The following is a 26084-nucleotide window of genomic DNA, read 5'->3' as shown; positions in this document are numbered from 1 at the left end:
TCAAAGAACGCTCAAGAAAAATAACAAGGAGTCAGCTTATGAATCGTCGTCATGCTATCCGTTCCCTCTGCTGTGCCGCGTTGGCGGTCTCGGCGTTCAGCCTGAGCAGCACGCTGCTGGCAGCCGAAGAAGTGAAGATCGGTTTCCTGGTCAAGCAGGCGGAAGAACCCTGGTTCCAGACCGAGTGGGCCTTTGCCGAAAAGGCCGGGAAAGAGAAGGGCTTCACCCTGATCAAGATCGCCGTGCCGGACGGCGAGAAAACCCTTTCGGCCATCGACAGCCTCGCGGCCAACGGCGCCAAGGGGTTCGTGATCTGCCCGCCGGACGTGTCCCTGGGACCTGCGATCATGGCCAAGGCCAGGCTCAACGGGTTGAAAGTGATCGCCGTCGATGACCGTTTCGTCGATGCCGGCGGCAAGTTCATGGAAGACGTGCCGTACCTCGGCATGGCTGCCTTCGAAGTCGGCCAGAAACAAGGCCATGCCATGGCGACCGAAGCGAAGAAGCGCGGCTGGGACTGGAAAGACACCTATGCGGTGATCAACACCTACAACGAACTCGACACCGGCAAGAAGCGCACCGACGGTTCGGTCAAAGCGCTGGAAGATGCCGGTATGCCGAAAGACCACATCCTGTTCGCGGCCCTCAAGACCCTCGACGTGCCGGGCAGCATGGACGCCACCAACTCGGCCCTGGTGAAACTGCCGGGGGCGGCGAAGAACCTGATCATCGGCGGCATGAATGACAACACCGTCCTGGGCGGTGTGCGCGCCACCGAGAGCGCCGGTTTTGCCGCGGCCAACGTGATCGGCATCGGCATCAACGGTACCGACGCCATCGGCGAGCTGAAGAAACCCGACAGCGGCTTCTACGGTTCGATGCTGCCGAGCCCGCACATCGAGGGCTACAACACCGCCAGCATGATGTACGAGTGGGTCACCACTGGCAAAGAACCGGCGAAGTACACCGCCATGGATGACGTGACGCTGATCACCCGCGACAACTTCAAGCAGGAACTGGAAAAGATCGGCCTGTGGAACTGACAGCCGTTTGATTTCAGCGGTGGCCCCGGCGGCGGGGCTGCCTGATCGGTGTGAAGAGGTGGTTATGCACGCGCAAACAATCCAACAGGAACACAGCCTTACCGGCAGCTTGCGCTTCAACGGGATCGGCAAGACCTTTCCCGGGGTGAAGGCGCTGGACAACATCAGCTTCGTCGCCCATCCGGGGCAGGTTCATGCCTTGATGGGCGAGAACGGCGCCGGCAAGTCGACACTGCTGAAAATCCTTGGCGGGGCCTACACGCCTTGCAGCGGTGCCTTGCAGATCGGCGAGCGGACGATGGACTTCAAGTCCACCGCCGACAGCATCGGCAGTGGCGTCGCGGTGATCCACCAGGAGCTGCATCTGGTGCCGGAAATGACCGTGGCCGAGAACCTGTTTCTCGGGCATCTGCCCGCCAGTTTCGGCCTGATCAATCGCAGTACCCTGCGCCAGCAGGCACTGGCATGTCTCAAAGGCCTGGCCGATGAAATCGACCCCCAAGAGAAAGTCGGACGCCTGTCTCTCGGCCAGCGGCAACTGGTGGAAATCGCCAAGGCGTTGTCCCGTGGCGCCCACGTGATTGCCTTCGACGAACCCACCAGCAGCCTTTCGGCACGGGAGATCGACCGCTTGATGGCGATCATCGGCCGGCTGCGGGACGAGGGCAAAGTGGTGCTCTACGTATCCCACCGCATGGAAGAAGTGTTCCGCATCTGCAACGCGGTGACGGTGTTCAAGGACGGGCGTTACGTGCGCACCTTCGACGACATGAACCAGCTGACCCACGATCAACTGGTCACCTGCATGGTCGGGCGCGACATCCAGGACATCTACGATTACCGCCCACGCCAGCGCGGCGCGGTGGCTCTCAAGGTCGATGGCCTGCTCGGGCCGGGGTTGCGCGAACCGGTGAGTTTTGAGGTGCACAAAGGTGAAATCCTCGGGCTGTTCGGGCTGGTCGGTGCTGGACGCACCGAGCTGTTGCGCCTGCTCAGCGGCCTGGCGCGCAACAGCGCCGGACAGCTGAAACTTCGAGGCCATGAACTGAAGCTGCGTTCACCCCGGGACGCGATTGCCGCCGGGATCCTGTTGTGTCCCGAGGACCGCAAGAAGGAAGGCATCCTGCCGCTGGCCAGCGTCGCCGAGAACATCAACATCAGTGCGCGCGGCGCTCACTCCACCTTCGGTTGCCTGTTGCGCGGCCTGTGGGAGAAGGACAACGCCGAGCAGCAGATCAGGGCGCTGAAAGTGAAGACGCCCAACGCGGCGCAGAAAATCATGTACCTGTCCGGTGGCAATCAGCAGAAGGCCATTCTCGGCCGCTGGCTGTCGATGCCGATGAAGGTGCTGCTGCTCGACGAACCCACTCGCGGCATCGACATCGGTGCCAAGGCCGAGATCTACCAGATCATCCATAACCTGGCCGCCGAGGGGATCGCGGTGATTGTGGTGTCCAGCGACTTGATGGAAGTCATGGGCATTTCCGACCGCATCCTGGTGCTGTGCGAAGGCGCCCTGCGTGGCGAGCTGAGCCGCGAACAGGCCAACGAATCCAACCTGCTGCAACTGGCTTTGCCGCGCCAACGCGCCGACGGCGTGGCGAACTGAGAGGTGACTATGATGACAACCCAAAACAACACCCTGCCGACTACACGCAAACCGCTGGACCTGCAACGCTTCCTCGATGACTGGGTGATGCTGCTGGCTGCGGTCGGCATTTTTGTCGCCTGCACCTTGCTGATCGACAACTTCCTTTCACCGCTGAACATGCGTGGCCTGGGCCTGGCGATTTCCACCACCGGGATTGCTGCGTGCACCATGTTGTATTGTCTGGCGTCCGGGCATTTCGACTTGTCGGTGGGTTCGGTGATTGCCTGCGCCGGGGTGGTTGCGGCGGTGGTGATGCGCGATACCAACAGTGTGTTTCTCGGTGTCTGTGCGGCGCTGGTGATGGGCCTGATCGTCGGGCTGATCAACGGGATAGTGATCGCCAAGCTGCGGGTCAACGCGCTGATCACCACGCTGGCGACCATGCAAATCGTGCGTGGCCTGGCCTACATCTTCGCCAATGGCAAAGCGGTGGGGGTGTCCCAGGAATCGTTTTTCGTGTTCGGTAACGGCCAGATGTTTGGCGTGCCGGTACCGATCCTGATCACTATCGTCTGCTTTCTGTTCTTCGGCTGGCTGCTGAACTACACCACCTACGGGCGCAACACCATGGCTATTGGCGGCAATCAGGAAGCGGCGCTGCTGGCCGGTGTGAATGTCGACCGGACCAAGATCATCATCTTCGCCGTGCACGGTGTGATCGGCGCGTTGGCCGGGGTGATCCTGGCGTCGCGCATGACCTCCGGCCAGCCAATGATCGGCCAGGGTTTCGAGCTGACGGTGATCTCGGCCTGCGTGCTGGGCGGGGTGTCGTTGAGTGGCGGGATCGGCATGATCCGGCACGTGATCGCCGGGGTGTTGATTCTGGCGATCATCGAAAATGCGATGAACCTGAAGAACATCGATACGTTTTATCAGTATGTGATTCGGGGTTCGATTCTGCTTTTGGCCGTTGTGATTGACCGCCTGAAGCAGCGTTGACCACCGAAGTCTGAAGGTACAGATGATCTCCTGTGGGAGCGGCGGTGCGACGATTCGACTTGCTCGCGAAAGCAATCTGTCGGTCACATCGATGTTGGATGTGCTGACGTCTTCGCGAGCAAGCCCGCTCCCACATTGGACCGTGTACAAAACAGTTGGCCTTAACCCGCCTTGCGCAACGCCTCGATCAACTCCTGCTTGCGCATCCCCGATCTTCCCGGAATACCCTTGGCCCGGGCTTCCTTCCTCAAGCTATCGACCGTCTGGGTCTCTCTGGAGGCCCTGCTGCCACGCGAGTGTCCCTCACGAGTGGCCACCGCCCGACGCGCCGACTCCTTGCAATCGGCCGATTTTGCACTGGCCGGCTTCTTGCGTCCCGAACCGCCGGCCCGCTCGCCGCCGCCGGACTGCTTGTTGACTGTCGCCCAGGCGCGGGCTTCTGCTTCGTCTTTTGAGACGCCTTTGTTTTCGTAACTGTCTTCGATGTGTTGCGCCTTGCGTTTTTGCTCAGCGGTGTATTTGGTTTTGCTTCCACGAGGCATGGGATTTCTCCTGGCTTCATTACTGGCTCATGTTGCTTTCCTCGTCCTCGGTGGTGCTTGAACCGAGGCCACCACTGCCGGGTGTTTTTTTCTCCGGCAGGTTCGGCCCGCCCTTACGTCCCGCGTCATTGCCTTGAATCCGCGGGTCGGTGCCGGTGGCGGGCGGCAGGTTATGGTCGATCGTCGTGCCATCGGTGTTCATGCCGGGGGCACTCTGGATGGCGGGAGCCCTGGGTTTTTCCACCGGATTGGTCGGGCCGGTGCTCGAGCCGATGGTCCCGGCGAAGGAGGCTGCGGACAAAAGCGCAGTGAGAACGAGGGCGGTCAACCTGGACAGGGTCATGGCGGTGTCTCCAACGAGTAGAGTCCTTACCTGATTAGTCCGCCCTCGATCCGGATGGGTGCATTGTCAGCGACGAACGGCTCAAGCCTGTTCCAGTGCCCTGACTGCTGTGGCCCTGCGCCAGATCAATCGGCCCACGGTGATCAGCCAGTTGAGCGAGGCAACCGCCAACACCGTGAGCAACAGCGTGGGCATGCCTTGTTCGACGATGATTTTCCCGGCCAGCAATGGAAAACCGAACACGCCGATGAAGTACGACAGGCTGAACAGCAGCAGGGATTGCGCGGTGCTGCCGTTCGGCGCTTCATTGGCGGCCAGGCCGTTGATCACCGAGTAGGTCAGGCCATAACCGATCCCGAGCATCACCGCCGCGAGCACATAGCTGAAGCTGCTGTCGACGACAAAACCGAACATCACGATCGATGCCAGCATCAACCCCGAAAGTACGCATGACGCACGGAACGGATCGCGCTTGACCACGAACCCGGCAACCAGCATGCGGCCGCTGATCGCCGCGCTCATGAAGCCGAGGAAGAACAGCGAATAGTCGAGTGAGTGCGCCGCCGCGTAACTGGTTTGAAAGCTCGACAGACCACCGAACACGCAGCCGCCGAGGCCAACCATGATGATCGGGAAAACGGCCCTGGACGACAGCACCTGAGTCGCTGCACGCCAGGAAATCCGCGACACGCTGCCAGATTGCGCGGGCGTCTGTTTCAGTTGTCGATCCAGGCGCCAGAACAGCAAAACGCCGATCAGGCTGGCCAGCGCCGCCAGGTAAAACGCCGCCGTCACCGGATAACCGAGCGCACTCGCCGCGCGGCCGAGCAAAGGGCCGCTGCCGATTCCGGTCATCATGCTGCCCGACAACAGGGCGAAGTATTTGGCGCGCTGCGCGGGAGTCACAAGACTCGCGACGATGATCGGCCCCAGGGTGTAGAACACGCCCCAGCCCAGGCCCAGCAGCAGCCCGAAAAACAACAGCAGGTGACCGAAGCCCGGGGTCAGGGCGAAGCCCAGGCTGGCTGCTACCAGCAACACACCGAACAACGCCACCGATCGGGCGGCGCCGAGCAAGTCGGACAAATGACCGGAAACAATCACCGCCGCAAAGGTGCTGAGCATCGCCGCCGAAATCACACTGCCGGCGTCGTGTTCGTTACCGCCGCGCGAACCAATCAACAACGACAGCAAAAACGTCGAACCGTAGGACAACGACAACAGGTAACTGGCGAGGCAGAACAGGCCGAACAGCTTGCTTGAAACTGGGGGTATTGCGGTAGACATGACGCGGTTCCTTGACCGGCTGAATGAGCAGCGCGGCTATCTAACCACGCAGTGCCCAAATGTTAGGTCCGAGGTTATCGATTCCAGGGTTAGTGTTGGCCGGAGTAATGAGCGCATTTGTGGCCAGTGAGCAAGCTCTCTCGCCACACGTCACGCGCCGACTTAGTATGGCGTTTTCCACTTTTGACAAGGCACGTCCATGACGATCGAAATCCGCCCGGCGACCCCCAGTGACGCACCGCAAATCCTCGCGTTCATCACTGAACTGGCCGACTACGAACGTGCCCGCCATGAAGTCATCGCCAGCGTTGCCGATATCGAGCGCAGCCTGTTCAGCGAAGGCGCCACCGCCCATGGCCTGATTTGCCTGCGCGACGGTGCCCCCATCGGTTTCGCGGTGTTCTTCTTCAGCTATTCCACCTGGCTTGGCAGCAACTGCCTGTACCTCGAAGACCTCTATATCACCCCGGAACAGCGCGGCGGCGGTGCGGGCAAGACCCTGCTGCGGCAACTGGCGAAAATCGCCTGCGCCAACGACTGTGGCCGTTTCGAGTGGAGCGTGCTGGAGTGGAATACACCGGCCATCGATTTCTACAAATCCCTGGGGGCGCAGCCGCAGGAGGAGTGGGTGCGCTATCGGATGGATGGGGCGGTGTTGCGGGATTTTGCTTCGGGTAACTGAAACTTCTTAAAAGATCGCAGCCTTCGGCAGCTCCTACGGATCGATGTACACCGCCAAACCGCGGCGGACGATCCCGTGTAGGAGCTGCCGAAGGCTGCGATCTTTTTTTGTTGCGTCTCACAATATGGGATTGATATTTATATATTGAGATATGTCCCGTCTCAGGTTTATAGTCCCGCTCACTCACTGCCAAAAACCAAAACAGGTGAAGCGATGCAGGCGCAATTGATCGCGCTCGACTGGGGGACAACCTCATTACGTGCTTACAAACTGGCTGAAGGCGGCCAAGTGCTCGAACAGCGTTCGCTGTCGTCGGGGATCATGCAGCTGCCGAAAGCGCCGCGAATCATTGGCGGCCGGGAATGCACCGGTGGTTTCGAACTGGCCTTCGATGAGGCTTGCGGCGACTGGCTCGATGCCCAGCCGGATCTGCCGGTGATTGCCTGCGGCATGGTCGGCAGCGCCCAGGGCTGGCGCGAAGCGGCCTACCGCGATACGCCGGCGAATGTCGCCACGCTCGGTACTGCCTTGCAAACCGTGCGCAGCCTGCGCGGCGTCGATGTGCACATCGTGCCCGGCGTCATTGAGCGTTCGTCTTTGCCGAATGTGATGCGCGGCGAAGAAACCCAGGTGCTCGGCGTGCTGCAAAACCTGGCGAGCGAGGCGGGCGCTGATCTGCTGATCGGCTTGCCGGGCAGCCACTCGAAATGGGTGGAAGTGGCCGACGGCTGCATCATGCACTTCGACACTTTCATGACCGGCGAAGTCTTCGCTGTGCTGAGTCAACACAGCATTCTCGGACGCACCCAGCAATGTGGCGGGTCTTTCGATGGCGATGCGTTTGATCGCGGCGTGCGGGTCGCGTTGTCGGCGGACGGTGACATCGGTCCGCTGTCGACCCTGTTCAGCGCCCGCAGTCTCGGGCTGACCGGCGAGTTGAGCGCCACCGCCCAGGCGGACTATCTGTCCGGCCTGCTGATCGGCCACGAGCTGGTGGCGCTGGCCAACGTGCAACGGCGCCGGCGCAACAGCGTGCATCTGCCTTCGATCATCCTCATCGGTAACACCCAACTCTGTGCCCGCTACAGCCGTGCGCTCGACGCCTGCGGTTTTGCCCGGGTGATCCTGGCCGAACAGGCCACCGAACGCGGGTTGTGGCAACTGGCGCTGGCTGCCGGCCTGGTCACGTGCACCGCATCCCGTTAAACCTGACTGGAGTCCTGACATGCTCAAACAAGCCCTGGCGCAAAACGGCCTGATCGCGATCCTGCGTGGCCTGCGTCCGCAGGAAGCGGCGGACATCGGCGAAGTGCTGTACGCCGCCGGATTTCGCGTCATCGAAGTGCCGCTCAATTCCCCTGAGCCCTACGAAAGTATCCGCATCCTGCGCAGTACCTTGCCCGCCGATTGCCTGATCGGTGCCGGCACTGTGTTGACCCCGGAGCAGGTCGAACAAGTGAAAGCCGCGGGCGGCCAGGTGATCGTCATGCCCCATAGCGATCCGAAGGTTTTGCGCGCGGCGAAAGCGGCAGGGCTGTACCTGTCGCCGGGAGTCGCCACACCGACTGAAGCCTTCGCGGCACTGGCTGAAGGCGCCGATGTGCTGAAGCTGTTTCCGGCCGAGCAGATGGGCCCGGCAGTCGTCAAAGCCTGGCTCGCGGTGTTGCCGGCCGGAACCCTTCTGGCGCCGGTCGGCGGGATCACGCCGGACAACATGCAGTCGTTCATCGACGCCGGCGTCAAAGGTTTCGGCCTCGGCTCCGGCCTGTTCAAACCGGGCATGACGCCAGCGCAAGTAGCGGCCAATGCCGAGGCCTACGTCGCTGCCTGGAAAACCCTTCGCTAAGACTTCTTTGAGCGCCGAGCGCGCTGCATCTAATAAGAGAGCCAAAAGATGAAAATCACCAAACTGACCACCTTCATCGTTCCGCCGCGCTGGTGCTTCCTCAAGGTCGAAACCGACGAGGGCGTCACCGGTTGGGGCGAGCCCGTGGTCGAAGGCCGCGCCCACACCGTTGCCGCTGCCGTTGAAGAATTGTCCGACTACCTGATCGGCAAGGACCCGCGCAACATCGAAGACATCTGGACCGTGCTCTATCGCGGCGGCTTCTACCGTGGCGGCGCGATCCACATGAGCGCCCTGGCCGGTATCGACCAGGCCTTGTGGGACATCAAGGGCAAGGCGCTGGGCGTGTCGGTCAGCGACCTGTTGGGTGGCCAGGTGCGGGACAAGATCCGTGTGTATTCGTGGATCGGTGGCGACCGTCCGGCGGATACCGCGCGGGCGGCGAAAGAAGCGGTCGAGCGTGGTTTTACCGCGGTGAAAATGAACGGCACCGAAGAACTGCAATTCCTCGACACCTTCGACAAGGTCGACCAGGCCCTGGCCAACGTCGCTGCCGTGCGCGATGCCGTCGGCCCGAACGTCGGCATTGGCGTGGACTTCCATGGCCGGGTGCACAAGCCCATGGCCAAGGTGCTGATGAAGGAGCTTGATCCGTACAAGCTGATGTTCATCGAAGAGCCGGTGCTCAGCGAAAACTACGAAGCGCTCAAAGAACTGGCGCCGCTGACCAGTACGCCGATTGCCCTGGGTGAGCGCCTGTTCTCGCGCTGGGATTTCAAGCGTGTGCTCAGCGAAGGCTACGTCGACATCATCCAGCCGGATGCCTCCCACGCTGGCGGCATCACCGAAACCCGCAAGATCGCCAACATGGCCGAAGCCTACGACGTGGCGCTGGCGCTGCATTGCCCGCTGGGCCCGATTGCCCTGGCGGCGTGCCTGCAACTGGACGCGGCTTGCTACAACGCGTTCATCCAGGAACAGAGCCTGGGCATCCATTACAACGAGAGCAACGACCTGCTCGACTACGTCAAAGACCCACGGGTGTTCGACTACGACAAAGGCTTCGTGAAGATCCCGAACGGCCCGGGCCTGGGCATCGAGATCAACGAGGAATACGTGATCGAACGCGCCGCCATCGGCCACCGCTGGCGCAACCCGATCTGGCGCCATGCCGATGGCAGTTTTGCCGAGTGGTGAGTGCCTGACACACCACTGAACCCCTGTGGGAGCGAGCTTGCTCGCGATAGCGTCCTGTCAGTCACATCAATGCCGGATGTGCCGCCGTCATCGCGAGCAAGCTCGCTCCCACAGGGGGGGTAGTGCAAGTCTTCAAAATTGACCTCAATAACCATAAGAAGAGGCACCCCTCATGCAACCGCAAACCCTCACCGGGCAGGCGTCGTTGGTGACGCCCAGCCGCAAGCGTTTTTTCATCATGGTGCTGTTGTTCATCACTGTGGTGATCAATTACCTGGACCGCAGCAACCTGTCGATTGCCGCCCCGGCATTGACCAGTGACCTGGGCATCGACCCGATCCACGTCGGCCTGATCTTCTCCGCGTTCGGCTGGACCTACGCCGCCATGCAAATCCCCGGCGGCTGGCTGGTGGACCGCGTGCCGCCACGGATTCTGTACAGCGTCGCCTTGCTGCTGTGGTCGGTGGCCACGGTGATGCTCGGCTTTGCCGCCAGCTTCATCGCGCTGTTCGTGTTGCGCATGGCGGTCGGTGCCCTGGAAGCGCCGGCCTATCCGATCAACAGCCGCGTGGTCACCACCTGGTTCCCGGAGCGCGAGCGCGCCACGGCCATCGGTTTCTACACCTCCGGGCAGTTCGTCGGCCTGGCCTTCCTGACGCCGGTGCTGGCCTGGCTGCAGCACGAATTCGGCTGGCACATGGTGTTTGTCGCCACCGGAGCGGTGGGCATTGTGTGGGCGGTGATCTGGTACGCGGTGTATCGCGAACCACGGGATTTCAAAGGCGCCAATGACGCAGAGATTGATCTGATCCGCGAGGGCGGCGGGCTGGTGGATATCCAGGCCGAACAGGCCAAGGTCAAAGCCAGGTTCAGTTGGACCGACCTGGGGATCGTCCTGACCAAGCGCAAGCTGTGGGGCATCTACCTTGGGCAGTTCTGCCTCAACTCGACCCTGTGGTTCTTCCTCACCTGGTTCCCGACCTACCTGGTGAAGTATCGCGGCATGGACTTCATCAAATCCGGCCTGCTGGCGTCGCTGCCGTTTCTCGCGGCCTTTGTCGGTGTGCTGTGTTCCGGGTTCTTCTCGGACTTTTTGATCCGTCGCGGCTACACGGTGGGTTTCGCCCGCAAGTTGCCGATCATCAGCGGCCTGCTGATTTCCACCTCGATCATTGGCGCCAACTTTGTCGAGTCGACGCCCTTGGTGATTGCCTTCCTCGCGCTGGCGTTCTTCGGCAATGGCCTGGCCTCGATTACCTGGTCGCTGGTGTCGACCTTGGCTCCGGCGCGCTTGCTCGGGCTGACCGGCGGGGTGTTCAACTTCATCGGCAACCTGTCGGCGATTGCCACGCCTATCGTGATCGGCTTCCTCGCGACGGGTGATTCTTTTGCCCCTGCAATCACCTACATTTCGGTGCTGGCGTTGATTGGCGCACTGTCCTACATCTTGCTGGTGGGCAAGGTCGAGCGTATCAAGTTGTAGTCGTGGCATTCGGGCGACCATAATGCCGCCCGTTCACTCGCTCAACGGTAAAGGCTGGATATGCAGGAAGACGCCCCAAAAATCGCCAAGGACGCCGCGCCGACCGGCACCCAGACCCTGCTTCGCGGTTTGGGTGTGGTTCACGCCGTGGCCAGCGGCGCCCGGGATCTCAAGGAAATCGCCCGGCTGATTGGCACCACGCGCAGCACCACCCATCGCCTGGCCAGTTGCCTGGTGGATGAGCGTTATCTGCGGGTGGTGCCGCAAGTCGGTTATCTGCTGGGGCCGAAACTGATCGAGTTGGGCTTTCAGGCCCGTGAAGAGTTGCCGTTGGTGACCCTGGCCGGGCCGTATCTGGATGAGTTGTCGGCGTTGACCGGCGACACCATTCACCTGGCGATTCGTGAGGGTGACGAAGTGCTGTACCTGCACAAGAATCCGGGGCGCAATGGTCCGGAAATGCGTTCGCGGGTCGGCCATCGCATGCCGTTGGCGCGCACCGGGATCGGCAAGGCGCTGATGCTCGATGATTCGCCGCAAGAGTGGCAGCGCCTGTACGAAGTCAGCCTGCCGGTGGGTGGGAAAAACCAGTTCTGGCCGCAGCACCCGGAGCAATCCTGGGAGCAATTCGAGCAGCGCATGGTCGAGTACGTGGCCGGCGGTTATGCCTTCGACCTGGAAGACAACGAGCCGTCGATCCGCTGCGTAGCCGCGCCGATCCGCGATGCCAGCAAACGCATCGTCGCCGGTATCAGCATCGCCAGTACCGTACCGTATATGCCGCTGGAAAAAATGGCCGAGCTGATTCCCCTGATCAAAGGGGTCACGGCCCGGCTGTCGGCGGAGCTTGGCCTTAAGGTTTAAACCTTGAGGGTCGCCATGTCGATGACGAAGCGGTATTTCACGTCACCGGCGATCATGCGGGCGTAAGCCTCGTTGATCTGGCGGATGTCGAGCATCTCGATGTCGCAGGTGATGTTGTGCTCGGCGCAGAAATCCAGCACTTCCTGTGTTTCGGCGATGCCGCCGATCAGCGAGCCGGCGAGCACGCGACGCCCCAATACCAGTTTGGCGGCATGCACCGGTGGCTCCACCGGTTCGATCAACCCCACCAGGATATGCACGCCGTCGAAACGCAGCGTATCGAGGTATGGGTTGAGGTCGTGCTGCACCGGAATGGTGTCGAGCAGGAAATCGAAGTGACCGGCGGCAGCCTGCATCTGCGCGTCATCGGTGGACACGATCACATGGTCCGCACCCTGGCGGCGAGCCTCTTCGGCCTTGCTTGCCGAGCGGGTGAACAGCGTCACTTGCGCGCCCAGGGCCTTGGCGAACTTGATACCCATGTGGCCCAGGCCACCCATGCCGAGAATCCCGACCTTGTCACCGGCCTTCACGCCGTAGTGCTTGAGCGGCGAGTAGGTAGTGATGCCGGCGCACAGGATCGGCGCGGCGCTGGCCGGGTCCAGTGACTTGGGAATGCGCACCACGAAGTGCTCGCTGACCACGACGCTGTCGGAATAGCCGCCCATGGTGTTGCTACCGTCGACCCGATCCGGGGTGGCGTAGGTCAGGGTCGGGCCTTCGAGGCAGTATTGCTCCAGGTTGGCCTGGCAGGCTTCGCAGCTGCGGCACGAGTCGACCATGCAGCCGACACCGACCAGATCGCCGACTTTGTGCTGGGTGGCTTTCGCACCGACGGCGGTCACCTTGCCTACGATTTCGTGGCCGGGCATCAGCGGGTAAACGGCAATGCCCCACTCGTTGCGGGCCTGATGGATGTCGGAATGGCAGACGCCGCAGTAGAGAATCTCGATGGCAACGTCGTCAGGCCTTGGGCTGCGACGTTCGAATTTCACGGGGGCAAGGGGAGTGGTGGCCGACTGGGCGGCGTATCCGATGGCGGTGTACATGGTGAACCTCGCAAAAGCGCTGACGGGTGAGGTGGCGCATTCTGGGCGCCGAACCCTGTACCGGCCATGGTGATTCCTCCGGGTGTCATGCCTATTCCTCCGGCATGCGGGTGTGAGCCGTCGCATTGGTCCGCGGATCTGCGATGATGCTTTCGTCCCTTTTTCCGCGATTTTTTCTGTGAAGTGCCCCGATGCTGTTAACCCGTCACCTTGATGCCAATGCCACCCTGGTTTCGCTGATCGAGCCGCTGTCCACTCGCGACGGTTTCGTCCCGACTGCCTTGCCGGGCGTGCAGGTTCTGCGGGCCAGCTGCGATGTGGCCCGTGGGCCGCAGATCTACGAGCCGAGCCTGGTGATCATCGCCCAGGGCAGCAAACTGGCGTACCTGGGGCCGCGCACCCTGGAATATGGCGCAGGGCACTACCTGATTCAGGCGCTGCCGGTGCCTTTCGAGTGTGAAACCTTTGCCGCGCCGGACGGGCCAATGCTCGGGGTGTCGGTCGCGATCGACCGGGTGATGCTGGGCGAGTTGGTATTGGCGATGGGCCTGGCGCCGGGGCGGCATATTCCGGCGCAAACACCTGAGTCCATGACCTGCGCAGTGCTCGATGATGCGATGCGTGGTTGTGTCGAACGATTGTTGCGTTGCCTGCACGATCCGCTGGAATGCCAGATCATGGGGCAAGCGCGTTTGCGTGAGCTGCTGTTCGTCGCATTGCGCGGTCCGCAAGCCGATGTATTGCGAGCACTGGTGGAGCAGCAGGGGCAGTTCGCCCGGATCGCGGCCTCCCTCAGTCATCTGCATGCGCATTTTGCCGAACCGTTGAACGTCGAGACCCTGGCCAGTTGCGCGAACATGAGTGCATCGACCTTTCACGAGCATTTCAAGCGCAGCACCTTGTTGTCGCCGGTGCAGTATCTGAAGCGATTACGTCTGCTGCGGGCGCAGCAGTTGTTGGTGGGGGAGGGGTTGGGCGTGGCGCAGGTGGCGCATCGGGTGGGGTATCAGAGCACTTCGCAGTTCAGTCGCGAGTACAAAAGGTACTTCGAGCGTAATCCTGGCGACGAGCGTGCAGCCTGACTCACCGCCAATCCCCTGTGGGGGCGGCGGTGCGGCGATCCGACTGCTCGCGAAAACGGTGTGTCAGTCAGTATAAATGGTGAAGGATCAACCGTATTCGCGAGCAAGCCCGCTCCCACATTTGTCTTGTGGTGTGGCTTGAATCGCGGGCAACAAAAAGGCCCCCATGTCGGGAGCCTTGATGTTCAGCGGTTCGGCTTACATGTTCGGGTAAGTCGGGCCGCCAGCGCCTTCCGGTGTCACCCAGGTGATGTTCTGTGCAGGGTCCTTGATGTCGCAGGTCTTGCAGTGAACGCAGTTCTGGGCGTTGATCTGGAAGCGCTTCTCGCCGTCTTCCTTGGTGATCACTTCATACACGCCGGCCGGGCAGTAACGCTGTGCCGGTTCATCGTATAGCGGCAGGTTCTTGCTGATCGGGATGCTTGGGTCGGTCAGCTTCAGGTGGCACGGCTGTTCTTCTTCGTGGTTGGTGCCGGAGATGAACACCGAGCTCAATTTGTCGAAGCTGAGTTTGCCGTCCGGTTTCGGGTAGTCGATCTTCTTGCAGTCGGCCGCGAGCTTGAGGCAAGCGTAATCCGGCTTGGTGTCGTGCAAGGTGAAGGGCAGTTTGCCGCCGAAGATGTTCTGGTCCAGCCAGTTGAAACCGCCACCGACGATGGCGCCGAACTTGTGGATCGCCGGGCCGAAATTGCGGCTGGCGAACAGTTCTTCGTAGAGCCAGCTCTTCTTGAACGCGTCGACGTAGGTGGTCAGCTCTTCGGTGCCATCCTTCTCGGCGAACAGCGCGTCAGCCACGGATTCAGCGGCGAGCATGCCGGACTTCATCGCAGTGTGGCTGCCCTTGATCTTGGCGAAGTTCAGGGTGCCGAGGTCGCAACCGATCAGCGCGCCGCCCTTGAATACCATTTTCGGCAGCGAGTTCAGGCCGCCCTTGCTGATGGCACGTGCGCCGTAGCTGATGCGCTTGCCGCCTTCCAGGTACTGGGCAAGCACCGGGTGATGCTTGAGGCGCTGGAACTCGTCGAACGGCGACAGGTAGGTGTTGCTGTAGGACAGGTCGACGATCAGGCCAACCACGACCTGGTTGTTTTCCAGGTGGTAGAGGAACGAGCCACCGGTGTTCTCGGTGCCCATGATGTCCATCGGCCAACCGGCGGTGTGCACCACCAGGCCAGGCTGGTGCTTGGCCGGATCGACTTCCCAGATTTCTTTCAGGCCGATGCCGTAGTGCTGGGCATCAGCGTCAGTGTCCAGGTTGAAGCGCTTGATCAGTTGCTTGCCGATGTGGCCGCGGCAACCTTCGGCGAACAGCGTGTATTTGCCACGCAGTTCCATGCCGGGGGTGTACAGGCCTTCCTTCGGGTTGCCTTCGCGGTCGACGCCCAGGTCACCGGTGATGATCCCGCGAACCACGCCGTTCTCATCGATCAGCGCTTCCTGAGCGGCGAAGCCCGGGTAGATTTCCACGCCCAGGTTCTCGGCCTGCTGGGCCAGCCAGCGGCACAGGTTGCCCAGGGAGATGATGTAGTTGCCTTCGTTGTGCATGGTCTTGGGCACAAAGAAGTCTGGAATTTTCTGCGCGCTTTCAGCGTTCTTGAGAACGAAGATGTCGTCGCGGGTTACCGGCGTGTTCAGCGGCGCGCCGAGTTCTTTCCAGTTCGGGAACAGTTCGTTCAGGGCCCGTGGTTCGAACACGGCGCCGGACAGGATGTGAGCACCGACTTCGGAGCCTTTTTCGACCACGCAGACGCTGATTTCCTTACCGGCTTCAGCGGCCTTCTGCTTCAAGCGGCAAGCGGCGGAAAGACCAGCGGGGCCGGCACCGACGATGACCACGTCGAATTCCATGTATTCGCGTTCCACAGGTTATCTCCTACTCAAGGCTCAACAGTTTTTTTTCTAATTTGGAAGTCGGGTGTCGCATCCATGAATCCCGGCGCAACGCCGGAAGAGGACAATCGATTGACCACCTTTCTCTTTTGGTGGCGCATTATATCTACACCACTCTCAGCGTCCAATACAAACGTTTGTTTGAATTGGCTCAAGGCCAGAGAAATCAAAGTCACGCGCCTTATGAACGGCCATTTTGGCGTATTGACCGGAATAGGCGTTCCGGTCAAGATACGGGCGGTTTTGCGCTCGCCGTAGGCTGACTGTTGGTTTCAAGAGCACCTCTAAAGACAGGGCGATGGCAGTAGAGAGTGATGTGCTGCGCGGGTTTGATGTGCAGTTTACACGCCGCGATGTTGAATGACTCGTCAGTCACCACTGACGAACGGTCATCCAGATCATGAGCGATGGTCACTTGACAGCTTTGCCGGCGTTTTTGGAGGTGCCCTTGCGCCCGATGAGCATCAACCGCCAGGTTCGCCTAGGCGACTTTCTTTTCACCGGAGAGTAACGAGGAATCCATGAAGGTTCTTGTAGCTGTCAAACGCGTTGTGGATTACAACGTCAAGGTTCGCGTCAAGGCGGACAATTCCGGCGTCGATCTTGCCAACGTCAAGATGTCGATGAACCCGTTCTGCGAAATCGCCGTGGAAGAAGCCGTACGCCTGAAAGAGAAGGGTGTTGCGACTGAAATCGTCGTCGTCTCCGTAGGCCCGTCCACCGCTCAAGAGCAACTGCGCACCGCGCTGGCTCTGGGTGCCGACCGCGCCATCCTCGTCGAGTCCGCCGAAGACCTGACTTCCCTGGCTGTTGCCAAACTGTTGAAAGCTGTTGTCGACAAGGAACAGCCTCAGCTGGTGATCCTTGGCAAACAGGCCATCGACAGCGACAACAACCAGACTGGCCAGATGCTTGCTGCATTGAGCGGCTACGGTCAGGGTACGTTCGCTTCGAAAGTCGAAATCAGCGGCGACAGCGTAGCTGTCACCCGCGAAATCGACGGCGGCGCGCAGACAGTTTCCCTGAAACTGCCGGCCATCGTCACCACTGACCTGCGTTTGAACGAGCCGCGCTACGCGTCTCTGCCAAACATCATGAAAGCCAAGAAGAAGCCTCTCGAAGTGCTGACTCCGGATGCTTTGGGCGTTTCCACCGCCTCCACCAACAAGACTGTGAAAGTCGAAGCGCCGGCTGCACGCAGCGCGGGTATCAAGGTCAAGTCGGTGGCTGAACTGGTCGAGAAACTGAAAAACGAAGCGAAGGTAATCTAAATGACTATCTTGGTTATTGCTGAACACGACAACAAAGTGCTGGCCCCGGCCACGCTGAACACCGTTGCTGCTGCCGCCAAAATCGGTGGCGACATCCACGTTCTGGTTGCCGGCCAGGGCGCTGGCGCCGTGGCTGAAGCCGCTGCGAAAGTCGCTGGCGTGGCTAAAGTGCTGGTGGCCGATAACGCTGCCTACGCTCACCAGCTGCCGGAAAACGTTGCTCCTCTGGTTGCAGAGTTGGGTAAGGGCTACAGCCACATCCTGGCTGCCGCTACTTCCAACGGCAAAAACATCCTGCCGCGCGTTGCCGCTGCACTGGACGTTGACCAGATCTCCGAGATCATCTCGGTAGAAAGCGCCGACACCTTCAAGCGTCCGATCTACGCCGGTAACGCCATCGCTACCGTTCAGTCGAACGCTGCGGTCAAGGTGATCACCGTGCGTGCCACCGGTTTCGACCCGGTTGCAGCTGAAGGCGGCTCCGCTGCCGTTGAAGCTGTTGCTGCTGCCCACGACGCTGGCATCTCCAGCTTCGTTGGCGAAGAACTGGCCAAGTCCGATCGTCCGGAATTGACCGCTGCCAAAATCGTCGTTTCCGGCGGTCGCGGCATGCAGAACGGCGACAACTTCAAACACCTGTACGCCCTGGCCGACAAGCTGGGCGCTGCCGTCGGTGCTTCGCGCGCCGCGGTCGACGCAGGCTTTGTACCGAACGATATGCAGGTCGGTCAGACCGGCAAGATCGTTGCTCCACAGCTGTACATCGCCGTCGGTATCTCCGGCGCGATCCAGCACCTGGCCGGCATGAAAGACTCCAAAGTGATCGTTGCGATCAACAAGGACGAAGAAGCGCCGATCTTCCAGGTGGCCGATTACGGCCTGGTGGCGGACCTGTTCGAAGCCATCCCTGAGCTGGAGAAGCTGGTCTAATCCGGCTGCTTCACTTATAAAGAGCCCGGCCTTTTGGTCGGGCTTTTTTTTGTTCCGGATTTGAATGGGAGTGTGATGCCATGGATCTGCGTCGCCTGTGCGGCTGGTCGTTGCTGCTGCTGGGACTGTCGGCTATGCCGGCACTGTCTGTCGCCGCGGGTAAATGCGAGCGCCTGGTGGTCACCGGCAGCCCGGATGCGCCACCGTACCTGTGGCAAGACCCGCAGAATCCCAAATACCTGATCGGTGCCAGCGCCGATTTGCTGCAGCAAGTGGCGGGGGAGTTGGGGCTCAAGGTCGAACTGCTTTATGCCGGCAAACGCGCCCAGGCCCTGGACGAAGTGCGCAGTGGGCGCATGGACATGCTGGCGGACGCGGCGTTGACCGTCAGCGAGCTGGAAACCCTGGATTACATTCATCCAGCCTTGCTGGAAAACGACTATCTGGTCTGGACTCGCAAGGACTCGACCCTGGTCTACAACGAAGCACAGGACCTGCACGGCCATCTCGGTGCCGTGTCGGAAAAGGCCCGATTGACCGCGCAATTCAGCACCTTTGCCGGGCAGCAACTGACCCTCACGCGCACGTCCAACCTGACCCAGGCCTTTCAGAAACTGCTGTTGGGCGAGGTCGAGTTTGTACTGGCAGGGCGTTACTCGGGCATGGCGACTGCACAGACACTGGGCATGGCCGCTGATCTGATCGCACGCTCACAACCGGTCGACAAACCTGGCCTGTACCTGGCGATTTCCCATGACTCGGCCTGCAACGATCCGTGGTTGCGCGGACAGTTGGCCAAAAAGATGACAGAATTGCCCGCGTCCGGACTGACGGAGGCCGTGCTGATGCGCAATATCGAGCGATGGAAAGCACAACGCTCACAACCACAGCCAATCCCCCAGCAACAACCCGTCAGTACCCCAAAACAGTAAGGATTTTCAGTGAGTATTCGACCTCTTTTCGCTGCCGTGGCCTTTGCCGCCCTGGCGGGTTGTGCAACCGATCCTGCGCCGAATGAACAGATTCGCCTGACCGAACAGGCACTCGAACAGGCCAAGGCCGTGGGCGCCACGGCAGACGATGTGCCGGAAATGAAACTGGCCGAAGACAAGTTCAACCGCGCCAAGGGCAACATGACCGATCAATCCTTCAAAAACGCACGCATGCGGGCCGAACAGGCCGAACTCGATGCGCGCCTGGCTGAAGCCAAGGTGTTGACGGCCAAGAGCGAGGAACAGTTGAACGTGCTCAACACCCGCATCGCCCGCCTGCGCAAGCAACTGGGAGATGCCCAATGAGCCTCAAGAGCAAAGCCCTCGGCGGTTTGATCCTGGCAGGCTGCGTGAGCCTCTTTGGCTGCGCCAGCCAGCACAGCGAGTCCGCGTTGCAGCAGGCCGGTGCCGACTTTCAGAAGGTCAAGGAAGACTCCAATGTACTGCGAATCGCCCCCAAGGACGTGATTCGCGCCGGTGAATCCCTGGCCCGTGCCGATCGCCTGTCCAGCTATTGGGGCAGCGGTTCGGACGTGGTGCATTACGCCTACCTGAGCCAGCGCTACAGCGCCATTGCCCGGGAACACACCAATCAGGTGCTTAACGAAGAGCAGGCGGCAAAACTCGAACTGGAACGGCAGCGCCTGCAACTGGCACTGCGTGAGTCCAAACTGTTCAGCGTGCAGCAGCAAGGCAAATGGCTCGAGGAGCAGATCCTTGCATTGACCACTAGCCAGACCGACCGCGGGCTGGTGATGACCTTGGGCGATATGCTGTTCGACACCGGCGAAGCGGAATTGAAGCCGTCGGCCAACCGTGTGGTGTTGAAGATCGTGCAGTTCCTGCAACTCAACCCCAAGCGTGTGGTGCGGATCGAAGGTTATACGGACAGTACCGGGGGCAAGCAGGAAAACCTCAAGCTGTCCCGCGACCGCGCACAATCGGTGGCTGACGTGCTGATGGACCTGGGTATCGACGACAAGCGCATCCAGGTCGAAGGTTATGGCGACGAGTATCCGGTGGACGCGAATGCGTCGGAACGGGGTCGGGCGCAGAATCGTCGGGTGGAAATTGTGTTTTCCGACGAAAAGGGCCAGCTCGGCGCCGCCCGGTAGGAGCTGGCGGAGCCTGCGATCTTTTGATCTTGCTCTTGCTCTTGATACTCAAGTGGGGCTGGAAAGATCGCAGCCTCGTTTCACTCGACAGCTCCTACAACCCGGCCTGCCATGCAGCGCCGGGTTTTTTTTGCCTGCCGATTACCGCACAAAACAGTACAGATTTTGCTGACACTGCACTGTACGGTCGACTATTGTGGCAACTGTTCCCGTACACTTCTAAACTGTTCCGGTATTGTTTCACACAAGAATAAAATGCCCGTGAAATCGAGTGCTGCGTCATGACCAACCTTTTGCTCTATCAACGTATTGCTCAACAACTGGCCGAAGACATCCGCCGTGGGGTCTATCAGCCGGGGGAGCGCGTGCCTTCGGTGCGCAAGATGAGCTCGCAACTCAATGTCAGCCATGCGACGGTGTTGCAGGCGTATGCCAATCTCGAAGATCAAGGGTTGATCCGCGCCCGGCCGCAGTCGGGTTACTACGTGCACCAGACGCCGGCACTCACCGCGCCGACGCCGGACATCGCCCGGGTCGAGCGCCCCGGGCTGGTCACCCGCAGCAGCATCATTCAGCAAGTGCTGGTCGAATCCCGTCGTGAAGGTGTCTTCCCGCTGGGCGCTGCGGTGCCGAGTGTCGACTATTTGCCGGTGCGGGCACTGCATCAGCAATTGGCCAAGGTCACCCGTTTCCATAGCCCGCGGGCCTTCAGCTACATGTTCAGCCCCGGTTTCGAGCCGTTGCGCCGACAGGTGGCGATCCGCATGCGCGATGCCGGCGTGGTGGTCGATCCGTCGGAGGTGGTGATCACTCACGGTTGTGTCGATGCGCTGCAGATGTCCCTGCGCGTGCTGACCCGTCCGGGCGATCTGATCGCGGCCGAGTCGCCGACCTATTACGGCTTGCTGCAACTGGCTGACCTGCTGGGCCTCAAGGTCATCGAGATCCCCAGCGATCCCGCCACGGGCATGAGCCTGGAAGCCCTGCAACTGGCGGCCAACCAATGGTCGATCAAGGCGTTGGTGCTGACCACCCGACTGAGCAATCCATTGGGCGGCACCATGCCCGAGGAGCGGCAGAAACAATTGCTGCGCCTGGCGTCGGACTTCGATATCCAGGTTGTCGAAGACGATATCTACGGTGAGTTGATGTTCGAGCAGGGGCGCACCAAGTCCCTCAAGGCCTACGATCGGCTGGACCGGGTGATCTATTGCTCGAGCTTCTCCAAGACCCTGTCGCCTGGCGTGCGGATCGGCTGGATGATTGCCGGCAAGTACCAGCAGGAGATCCAGCGCTTGCAGACCTTCAGTACGCATTCCGCGTGCAGCGTGACCCAGATGGGCATTGCCGCGTACCTGGAAAACGGCGGGTACGACCGGCATTTGCGTTTCATCCGTCAGGAATACCGGAAAAACCTCAGTGCCTTCCAGCTGGCCGTGCAGCAGTATTTCCCGGAAGGCACGCAGATGACCCGGCCTACCGGCGGCTTCATTCTGTGGGTCAGCCTGCCGGGGCGGGTCAACACGCAAGAGTTGCACGTGCGGGCATTGCAGCAGGGCATCAGTATCGCGCCGGGACTGATCTTCAGTAATACCGAGCAATTCAATCACTGCATCCGGCTCAACTGCGGCATCCCGTGGAACCGTGAAGCCGAGCGCGCATTGATGACCCTGGGCATGCTGGCCACCCAACTCTGCCAGGAGATGGCCGTCGGTTTGTAACAGGCTGCGACTACGCTTGTCTTGTGGGCTGCAACAGGCCAGCATATGCATCTCTGCCGTTTGCACCCACCGTTGGATACATGAAACCGACTTTTCCTGCCGCCTGGCTTTTGCTCTGCCTGATTGCGAGTATTCAACCGGCATCCGTCGTGGCGGCTACCGAGCAGGATCAGGCAACCGGCAGTTTCCACGTCGCACCGATAGACACCGCACCTGTAAAAAAAGCCTCGGCGGCGAGTAAGCAGGCTGCGCCCGTGAAAAAGCGTCCGCCCATTGCCTCCAAATCGAAACCGGCCAGCGAGGTGGTAAAGACCGAGCTTCCATCTGCCAAGCTGGACCTGAGCTTGCCCAAGGATATGGTTCAAGAGCTCAAGCCGGTCGGAACGGTGCCGTTGGTCAGGCGTGAACCGTTGTTACCCCAGATGTTCGGTGACAAAAGCGGCAGCAGCGAGTTCCAGCTCAATGGCCGCCTGCTCAGCAACGAAATGCAGCTGCAACTGCGAAATGAAGAACGCCACGAGGTCGAAGGCGCGGCACTGGATTTCGAGTTCAAGCAGTAACCCCGTCAGGATCCGCGAGCCGCAGGCCAGACGCTTTGTCGGAGACTGGCCGGTCATGCCCGTTTGCGTTGAAAAACCCGCTCGCAGGTAATTTAAAACAACTGTTTAAGCGGGTACTCTGTGCCCCGTCCATTAACACATTGCTCGTCGCGAGGAGCTTGTCGTCATGAAATGCCGTGAGGGCTGTGGCGCTTGTTGCATTGCCCCTTCCATCAGTTCGCCGATTCCCGGTATGCCAAACGGCAAGGCCGCGGGGCAGCGTTGCCTGCAACTTTCCTCCGATAACCTTTGCAGTATTTTCGGCCAGCCGGAACGGCCGACGGTGTGTTCTGCCTTCGAGGCCGACCCCGAGGTGTGCGGAAGCAGCAGCGAAGAGGCTATCCGGTTGATTGGCTGGTGGGAACAAATGACGGCGGCGTGATGTGTGGGCTTGCACCTCCGAAAAACCTGAAGGTGATCGGAGGTGCAAGCCCAACGAACGGAACTTCAACAATAAGGAATAAGACTATGGGTTCGCTGCATCGTATGGCTGTGTTGTGTGGTTTGACGGTTGCGCTGGCTACCTCGACGGCCCAGGCCGAAGACTGGAAAGTCAAAAAGGACGAAGACGGCATCAAGATCTCCCTGAGTGAAGTGGCCGGCTCCGACTACAAGGCTTACCAGGGCGTCACATTGATGAAGACCACCATGGCCAAGCTGCGTGCGTTGCAGGAAGACGTGCCCGGAGCCTGCGCCTGGATTCACGAATGCAAAACCCAGAAGCTGCTCAAGCACGAAGGTGACCAGAGCTGGACCTACACCCAGTTCAACACCCCGTGGCCGGTTACTCCCCGTGATTCGGTGTTGCACGTCACCACCATCGAAGGCGCCGATGGCAGCCTGACCCGCAAGCTTGAAGGCGTACCGAAGTACATTCCTGAAGAAAAAGGCTTCGTCCGGGTCGCCAAGGTCGACGGTTTCTGGAAGTTCGTCCCCAAGGGCGACCAGATCGAAGTGACCTATCAGGTGCACACTGAGCCGGGCGGCAGCGTGCCGTCGATGGTGGCCAACAAGTTCGTGGTGGATGCCCCGTTCAATACCTTGAAAGCCCTCAAGGAACGCGCCGAGAAGTAAATGTCTCGCGCTTTTGAGGTGACTTCGTAACGCCCCGACTCGATCGGGGCGTTTGCGTTTTTGACCGCTGCGCAGGCTTTAATTTGTTTCTGGATATGCGTTGCACGAAATTTTCACCCACTCTCCAAGACAATTCGCCGGCTCTCCCGTAACACCCTGTGTATTGCTGAATGCAGGATGAAAGAGTCGGGATGAGGGTAGTTATCAATGGCAATGCTGCCGTTGATCGTGCAACATTTGCGCACCGCGCAAACCCCCAGGCCTGGTACGGGCCGAAAAGAGGGCAAGGCGCAGCTGTATTTTTGAAACTTCAACTTCCAATGGGTCCTAAAACGACATGGCAATCCCGGACGCCCTGAATCAGCAGCGAGCTTCTAGTCGCCTGCTGCAACCGACCGTCAAATCGCATCTGGCCTACACGCTGTTGTGTGCCCTGGTCATGATGGTCATGTTCAGCCTGCTGCGCGTCGCGCTGCTGGCTTACAACAGCTCGATGATCCTCGACACACCGGCCTCGACCTTCCTCGAGGCATTCGCCAACGGTCTGCGTTTCGACCTGCGCCTGGTGGTCTATCTCAGTATCCCGTTGCTGCTGGCCTTGTTCAGTGCCCGGGCCATGGCCGCACGCGGGCTGTTCCGTCTGTGGTTGACGATCGTCTCCAGCATTGCGCTGTTCCTGGGCCTGATGGAGATGGACTTCTATCGTGAGTTCCACCAGCGCCTCAACGGGCTGGTCTTCCAGTACGTCAAGGAAGATCCGAAAACCGTGATGAGCATGCTCTGGTACGGTTTCCCGGTGGTCCGTTACCTGCTGGCCTGGGCCGTGGGCACCTGGATCCTGAGCCTGGCGTTCAAGGGCGCCGACCGTGCGACCCGCCCTCGTGGCCCGTTCAGTGGCGGCAGCATCGGCACACGCCAGGTTGCGCCGTGGTACTCGCGTATCGCGGTATTCGTGGTGTGCCTGCTGGTTTGCGTGGTCGCTGCCCGTGGCACCCTGCGCCAGGGCCCGCCGCTGCGTTGGGGTGACGTCTATACCACCGACTCGAATTTTGCCAACCAGTTGGGCCTCAACGGCACGTTGTCGCTGGTAGCCGCCGCCAAGAGCCGGATGTCCGAAGATCGCGACAATATCTGGAAGGCGACCCTGCCGCAGCCACAAGCCCAGCAAGTGGTGCGTGACATGCTGGTGCTGCCGGCCGAGAAACTGGTGGATGCCGACACCGCGGCGGTACGTCGCGATTACACCCCTCCAGCCGACAAGACCCTGCCGATCAAAAACGTCGTCGTAATCCTGATGGAAAGCATGGCCGGTCACTCGGTGGGTGCTCTGGGTGGCCCGGGCAACATCACGCCTTACCTCGACAAACTGTCGAAGGAGGGCTTGCTGTTCGACCGCTTCTTCTCCAACGGTACCCATACCCACCAGGGCATGTTCGCCACCATGGCCTGCTTCCCGAACCTGCCGGGCTTCGAATACCTGATGCAGACCCCGGAAGGCAGCCACAAGCTGTCCGGTCTGCCGCAGTTGCTCAGCGCCCGCGACTTCGACGACGTGTATGTCTACAACGGCGATTTCGCCTGGGACAACCAGTCGGGTTTCTTCAGCAACCAGGGCATGACCAACTTCATCGGCCGTAACGATTTCGTGAATCCGGTGTTCTCTGATCCGACCTGGGGCGTGTCCGACCAGGACATGTTCGACCGTGGCCTGGTCGAACTCAAGGCGCGGGAAAACGGCAAGCCGTTCTATGCCTTGCTGCAAACCCTGTCCAACCACACGCCTTACGCCTTGCCGACGCCATTGCCGGTTGAGCGCGTGACCGATCGTGGCAGCCTGAACGAACACCTGACCGCCATGCGTTACTCGGACTGGGCGCTGGGCCAGTTCTTTGAAAAGGCCCGAAAGGAGCCGTACTTCAAGGAAACCCTGTTTGTCATCGTCGGTGACCACGGTTTTGGTAACGAACAGCAGATCACCGAAATGGACCTGGGCCGCTTCAACGTGCCGATGCTGATGATCGCGCCGGGCATCCAGGACAAATTCGGCCAGCGTGACCACACCGTGGGCACTCAGATCGACATCGTGCCGACCATCATGGGCCGCATTGGTGGTGAGGTGCGTCATCAGTGCTGGGGGCGCGACCTGCTCAACCTGCCCGAAGGCGACGCCGGTATTGGTGTGATCAAGCCGTCGGGCAGCGAGCAGACCACGGCCATCCTTACCGCAGACCAGATTCTGGTCCTGCCGAAGGACAAGGACATGGCGCCGAAGTTGTATCAGTATGAATTGGGGGACAAGCCTCGCGCCGAAGTCATTGCCGATGCGCCGCGTACCGCCGAGTTGAAACTCAAGCTCGAAGCGTTCCTGCAAACAGCGACCAAGAGCCTGCTGGACAACACCGCCGGTGTTGTTGATGGCAAGCCGGACTAAGTTGTGACGCAATAGAAAAGAGGCCCTTCAAGGGCCTCTTTTTTTTGCCTGGC

The 26084-nt window shown here is 60.5% G+C and carries 25 protein-coding genes; 20 read left to right on the top strand and 5 right to left on the bottom strand.

The window, feature by feature from the left end; all coding sequences use genetic code 11:
* Positions 1-38: 38 nt before the first annotated feature.
* From AB4O40_RS09980 to araH, 3 genes are all read left to right on the top strand, one after another.
* Positions 39-1043: a substrate-binding domain-containing protein gene (locus AB4O40_RS09980; RefSeq protein WP_056727207.1), complete on the top strand. Its 1005-nt coding sequence runs from the start codon at positions 39-41 to the stop codon at positions 1041-1043.
* A 64-nt stretch (positions 1044-1107) separates the two neighbouring features.
* Positions 1108-2652, top strand: a complete 1545-nt coding sequence (gene araG, locus AB4O40_RS09975) for an L-arabinose ABC transporter ATP-binding protein AraG (RefSeq protein WP_056727206.1) — start codon at positions 1108-1110, stop codon at positions 2650-2652.
* Positions 2653-2664: 12 nt separating this feature from the next.
* Entirely contained in the window at positions 2665-3633 is a 969-nt protein-coding gene (gene araH, locus AB4O40_RS09970; protein ID WP_460054734.1) for an L-arabinose ABC transporter permease AraH, read from the top strand.
* 161 nt (positions 3634-3794) lie between these two features.
* Here araH and AB4O40_RS09965 read toward each other — a convergent pair whose 3' ends face one another.
* From AB4O40_RS09965 to AB4O40_RS09955, 3 genes are all read right to left on the bottom strand, one after another.
* Positions 3795-4175: a Rho termination factor N-terminal domain-containing protein gene (locus tag AB4O40_RS09965; protein ID WP_460054736.1), complete on the bottom strand. Its 381-nt coding sequence runs from the start codon at positions 4173-4175 to the stop codon at positions 3795-3797.
* Between the two features lie 19 nt (positions 4176-4194).
* Entirely contained in the window at positions 4195-4518 is a 324-nt protein-coding gene (locus AB4O40_RS09960; RefSeq protein ID WP_056727204.1) for a hypothetical protein, read from the bottom strand.
* Positions 4519-4599: 81 nt separating this feature from the next.
* A complete protein-coding gene (locus AB4O40_RS09955; protein ID WP_056727203.1) occupies positions 4600-5805 on the bottom strand; it encodes an MFS transporter in 1206 nt (401 codons plus the stop codon).
* A gap of 199 nt (positions 5806-6004) precedes the next feature.
* Between AB4O40_RS09955 and AB4O40_RS09950 the strand changes: the two genes are divergently transcribed.
* The 6 genes from AB4O40_RS09950 to AB4O40_RS09925 all read left to right on the top strand — a co-directional run bounded on the left by AB4O40_RS09950 (position 6005) and on the right by AB4O40_RS09925 (position 11877).
* On the top strand, positions 6005-6487 hold the full coding sequence (locus tag AB4O40_RS09950) for a GNAT family N-acetyltransferase (protein WP_056727202.1): 483 nt from the start codon (positions 6005-6007) through the stop codon (positions 6485-6487).
* 213 nt (positions 6488-6700) lie between these two features.
* A complete protein-coding gene (locus tag AB4O40_RS09945) occupies positions 6701-7693 on the top strand; it encodes a 2-dehydro-3-deoxygalactonokinase (RefSeq protein ID WP_460054741.1) in 993 nt (330 codons plus the stop codon).
* Positions 7694-7712: 19 nt separating this feature from the next.
* Entirely contained in the window at positions 7713-8333 is a 621-nt protein-coding gene (locus AB4O40_RS09940; RefSeq protein ID WP_460054743.1) for a 2-dehydro-3-deoxy-6-phosphogalactonate aldolase, read from the top strand.
* A 48-nt stretch (positions 8334-8381) separates the two neighbouring features.
* A complete protein-coding gene (gene dgoD / locus AB4O40_RS09935) occupies positions 8382-9530 on the top strand; it encodes a galactonate dehydratase (RefSeq protein WP_008047041.1) in 1149 nt (382 codons plus the stop codon).
* A 172-nt stretch (positions 9531-9702) separates the two neighbouring features.
* Positions 9703-11013 carry an MFS transporter gene (locus AB4O40_RS09930; RefSeq protein ID WP_056727199.1) on the top strand — a complete coding sequence of 437 codons (1311 nt, stop codon included), beginning with the start codon at positions 9703-9705 and terminating at the stop codon, positions 11011-11013.
* Between the two features lie 60 nt (positions 11014-11073).
* Entirely contained in the window at positions 11074-11877 is an 804-nt protein-coding gene (locus AB4O40_RS09925) for an IclR family transcriptional regulator (protein ID WP_056727198.1), read from the top strand.
* On the opposite strand, the gene AB4O40_RS09920 is transcribed toward AB4O40_RS09925, so the two are convergent.
* The gene (locus tag AB4O40_RS09920) at positions 11874-12926 is read right to left on the bottom strand and encodes an NAD(P)-dependent alcohol dehydrogenase (protein WP_460054748.1); all 1053 of its coding nucleotides are present in this window, start codon (positions 12924-12926) and stop codon (positions 11874-11876) included. The genes AB4O40_RS09925 and AB4O40_RS09920 overlap by 4 nt on opposite strands.
* A 191-nt stretch (positions 12927-13117) precedes the next feature.
* On the opposite strand from AB4O40_RS09920, the gene AB4O40_RS09915 reads away from it, so the two are divergent.
* Positions 13118-14008, top strand: a complete 891-nt coding sequence (locus tag AB4O40_RS09915; RefSeq protein WP_056727196.1) for an AraC family transcriptional regulator — start codon at positions 13118-13120, stop codon at positions 14006-14008.
* A 198-nt stretch (positions 14009-14206) separates the two neighbouring features.
* Here AB4O40_RS09915 and AB4O40_RS09910 read toward each other — a convergent pair whose 3' ends face one another.
* Complete coding sequence (locus tag AB4O40_RS09910) at positions 14207-15871, bottom strand: electron transfer flavoprotein-ubiquinone oxidoreductase (RefSeq protein ID WP_056727195.1); 1665 nt, start codon at positions 15869-15871, stop codon at positions 14207-14209.
* 548 nt (positions 15872-16419) lie between these two features.
* On the opposite strand from AB4O40_RS09910, the gene AB4O40_RS09905 reads away from it, so the two are divergent.
* From AB4O40_RS09905 to AB4O40_RS09860, 10 genes are all read left to right on the top strand, one after another.
* Complete coding sequence (locus AB4O40_RS09905) at positions 16420-17169, top strand: electron transfer flavoprotein subunit beta/FixA family protein (protein ID WP_007987229.1); 750 nt, start codon at positions 16420-16422, stop codon at positions 17167-17169.
* The gene (locus AB4O40_RS09900; protein WP_056727194.1) at positions 17170-18099 is read left to right on the top strand and encodes an electron transfer flavoprotein subunit alpha/FixB family protein; all 930 of its coding nucleotides are present in this window, start codon (positions 17170-17172) and stop codon (positions 18097-18099) included. It begins immediately after the preceding gene.
* An 80-nt stretch (positions 18100-18179) separates the two neighbouring features.
* Entirely contained in the window at positions 18180-19031 is an 852-nt protein-coding gene (locus tag AB4O40_RS09895) for a substrate-binding periplasmic protein (RefSeq protein WP_460054753.1), read from the top strand.
* Positions 19032-19040: 9 nt separating this feature from the next.
* Complete coding sequence (locus AB4O40_RS09890; RefSeq protein WP_056727192.1) at positions 19041-19397, top strand: DUF4398 domain-containing protein; 357 nt, start codon at positions 19041-19043, stop codon at positions 19395-19397.
* On the top strand, positions 19394-20206 hold the full coding sequence (locus AB4O40_RS09885) for an OmpA family protein (RefSeq protein ID WP_056727191.1): 813 nt from the start codon (positions 19394-19396) through the stop codon (positions 20204-20206). Before AB4O40_RS09890 ends, AB4O40_RS09885 begins: the two co-directional genes overlap by 4 nt.
* A 281-nt stretch (positions 20207-20487) precedes the next feature.
* Positions 20488-21927, top strand: coding sequence for an aminotransferase-like domain-containing protein (locus tag AB4O40_RS09880; protein WP_056727190.1), 1440 nt, complete (start codon positions 20488-20490; stop codon positions 21925-21927).
* Positions 21928-22007: 80 nt separating this feature from the next.
* Positions 22008-22487 carry a hypothetical protein gene (locus AB4O40_RS09875; RefSeq protein ID WP_056727189.1) on the top strand — a complete coding sequence of 160 codons (480 nt, stop codon included), beginning with the start codon at positions 22008-22010 and terminating at the stop codon, positions 22485-22487.
* 166 nt (positions 22488-22653) lie between these two features.
* Entirely contained in the window at positions 22654-22908 is a 255-nt protein-coding gene (locus AB4O40_RS09870; RefSeq protein WP_056848076.1) for a YkgJ family cysteine cluster protein, read from the top strand.
* A gap of 86 nt (positions 22909-22994) precedes the next feature.
* A complete protein-coding gene (locus AB4O40_RS09865; RefSeq protein ID WP_056727188.1) occupies positions 22995-23600 on the top strand; it encodes an START domain-containing protein in 606 nt (201 codons plus the stop codon).
* Between the two features lie 337 nt (positions 23601-23937).
* Positions 23938-26031 carry an LTA synthase family protein gene (locus tag AB4O40_RS09860; protein ID WP_056727187.1) on the top strand — a complete coding sequence of 698 codons (2094 nt, stop codon included), beginning with the start codon at positions 23938-23940 and terminating at the stop codon, positions 26029-26031.
* Positions 26032-26084: the final 53 nt, after the last annotated feature.

Source organism: Pseudomonas sp. S2_F07 (assembly GCF_054668325.1).
Note: the sequence above shows the minus strand (reverse complement) of the source record. Positions and strands in the feature narration are given on the sequence as shown.

What these genes read in the sequence shown, in the direction of transcription:
- AB4O40_RS09900 (WP_056727194.1), top strand. Translation starts at nt 17,170, where the DNA reads ATGACTATCTTGGTTATTGCTGAACACGACAACAAAGTGCTGGCCCCG.
- AB4O40_RS09875 (WP_056727189.1), top strand. Translation starts at nt 22,008, where the DNA reads ATGAAACCGACTTTTCCTGCCGCCTGGCTTTTGCTCTGCCTGATTGCG.
- AB4O40_RS09945 (WP_460054741.1), top strand. Translation starts at nt 6,701, where the DNA reads ATGCAGGCGCAATTGATCGCGCTCGACTGGGGGACAACCTCATTACGT.
- araH (WP_460054734.1), top strand. Translation starts at nt 2,665, where the DNA reads ATGACAACCCAAAACAACACCCTGCCGACTACACGCAAACCGCTGGAC.
- AB4O40_RS09960 (WP_056727204.1), bottom strand. Translation starts at nt 4,518, where the DNA reads ATGACCCTGTCCAGGTTGACCGCCCTCGTTCTCACTGCGCTTTTGTCC.
- araG (WP_056727206.1), top strand. Translation starts at nt 1,108, where the DNA reads ATGCACGCGCAAACAATCCAACAGGAACACAGCCTTACCGGCAGCTTG.
- AB4O40_RS09905 (WP_007987229.1), top strand. Translation starts at nt 16,420, where the DNA reads ATGAAGGTTCTTGTAGCTGTCAAACGCGTTGTGGATTACAACGTCAAG.
- AB4O40_RS09885 (WP_056727191.1), top strand. Translation starts at nt 19,394, where the DNA reads ATGAGCCTCAAGAGCAAAGCCCTCGGCGGTTTGATCCTGGCAGGCTGC.
- AB4O40_RS09895 (WP_460054753.1), top strand. Translation starts at nt 18,180, where the DNA reads ATGGATCTGCGTCGCCTGTGCGGCTGGTCGTTGCTGCTGCTGGGACTG.
- AB4O40_RS09955 (WP_056727203.1), bottom strand. Translation starts at nt 5,805, where the DNA reads ATGTCTACCGCAATACCCCCAGTTTCAAGCAAGCTGTTCGGCCTGTTC.
- AB4O40_RS09915 (WP_056727196.1), top strand. Translation starts at nt 13,118, where the DNA reads ATGCTGTTAACCCGTCACCTTGATGCCAATGCCACCCTGGTTTCGCTG.
- AB4O40_RS09870 (WP_056848076.1), top strand. Translation starts at nt 22,654, where the DNA reads ATGAAATGCCGTGAGGGCTGTGGCGCTTGTTGCATTGCCCCTTCCATC.
- dgoD (WP_008047041.1), top strand. Translation starts at nt 8,382, where the DNA reads ATGAAAATCACCAAACTGACCACCTTCATCGTTCCGCCGCGCTGGTGC.
- AB4O40_RS09920 (WP_460054748.1), bottom strand. Translation starts at nt 12,926, where the DNA reads ATGTACACCGCCATCGGATACGCCGCCCAGTCGGCCACCACTCCCCTT.
- AB4O40_RS09925 (WP_056727198.1), top strand. Translation starts at nt 11,074, where the DNA reads ATGCAGGAAGACGCCCCAAAAATCGCCAAGGACGCCGCGCCGACCGGC.
- AB4O40_RS09865 (WP_056727188.1), top strand. Translation starts at nt 22,995, where the DNA reads ATGGGTTCGCTGCATCGTATGGCTGTGTTGTGTGGTTTGACGGTTGCG.
- AB4O40_RS09980 (WP_056727207.1), top strand. Translation starts at nt 39, where the DNA reads ATGAATCGTCGTCATGCTATCCGTTCCCTCTGCTGTGCCGCGTTGGCG.
- AB4O40_RS09880 (WP_056727190.1), top strand. Translation starts at nt 20,488, where the DNA reads ATGACCAACCTTTTGCTCTATCAACGTATTGCTCAACAACTGGCCGAA.
- AB4O40_RS09950 (WP_056727202.1), top strand. Translation starts at nt 6,005, where the DNA reads ATGACGATCGAAATCCGCCCGGCGACCCCCAGTGACGCACCGCAAATC.
- AB4O40_RS09860 (WP_056727187.1), top strand. Translation starts at nt 23,938, where the DNA reads ATGGCAATCCCGGACGCCCTGAATCAGCAGCGAGCTTCTAGTCGCCTG.
- AB4O40_RS09930 (WP_056727199.1), top strand. Translation starts at nt 9,703, where the DNA reads ATGCAACCGCAAACCCTCACCGGGCAGGCGTCGTTGGTGACGCCCAGC.
- AB4O40_RS09965 (WP_460054736.1), bottom strand. Translation starts at nt 4,175, where the DNA reads ATGCCTCGTGGAAGCAAAACCAAATACACCGCTGAGCAAAAACGCAAG.
- AB4O40_RS09940 (WP_460054743.1), top strand. Translation starts at nt 7,713, where the DNA reads ATGCTCAAACAAGCCCTGGCGCAAAACGGCCTGATCGCGATCCTGCGT.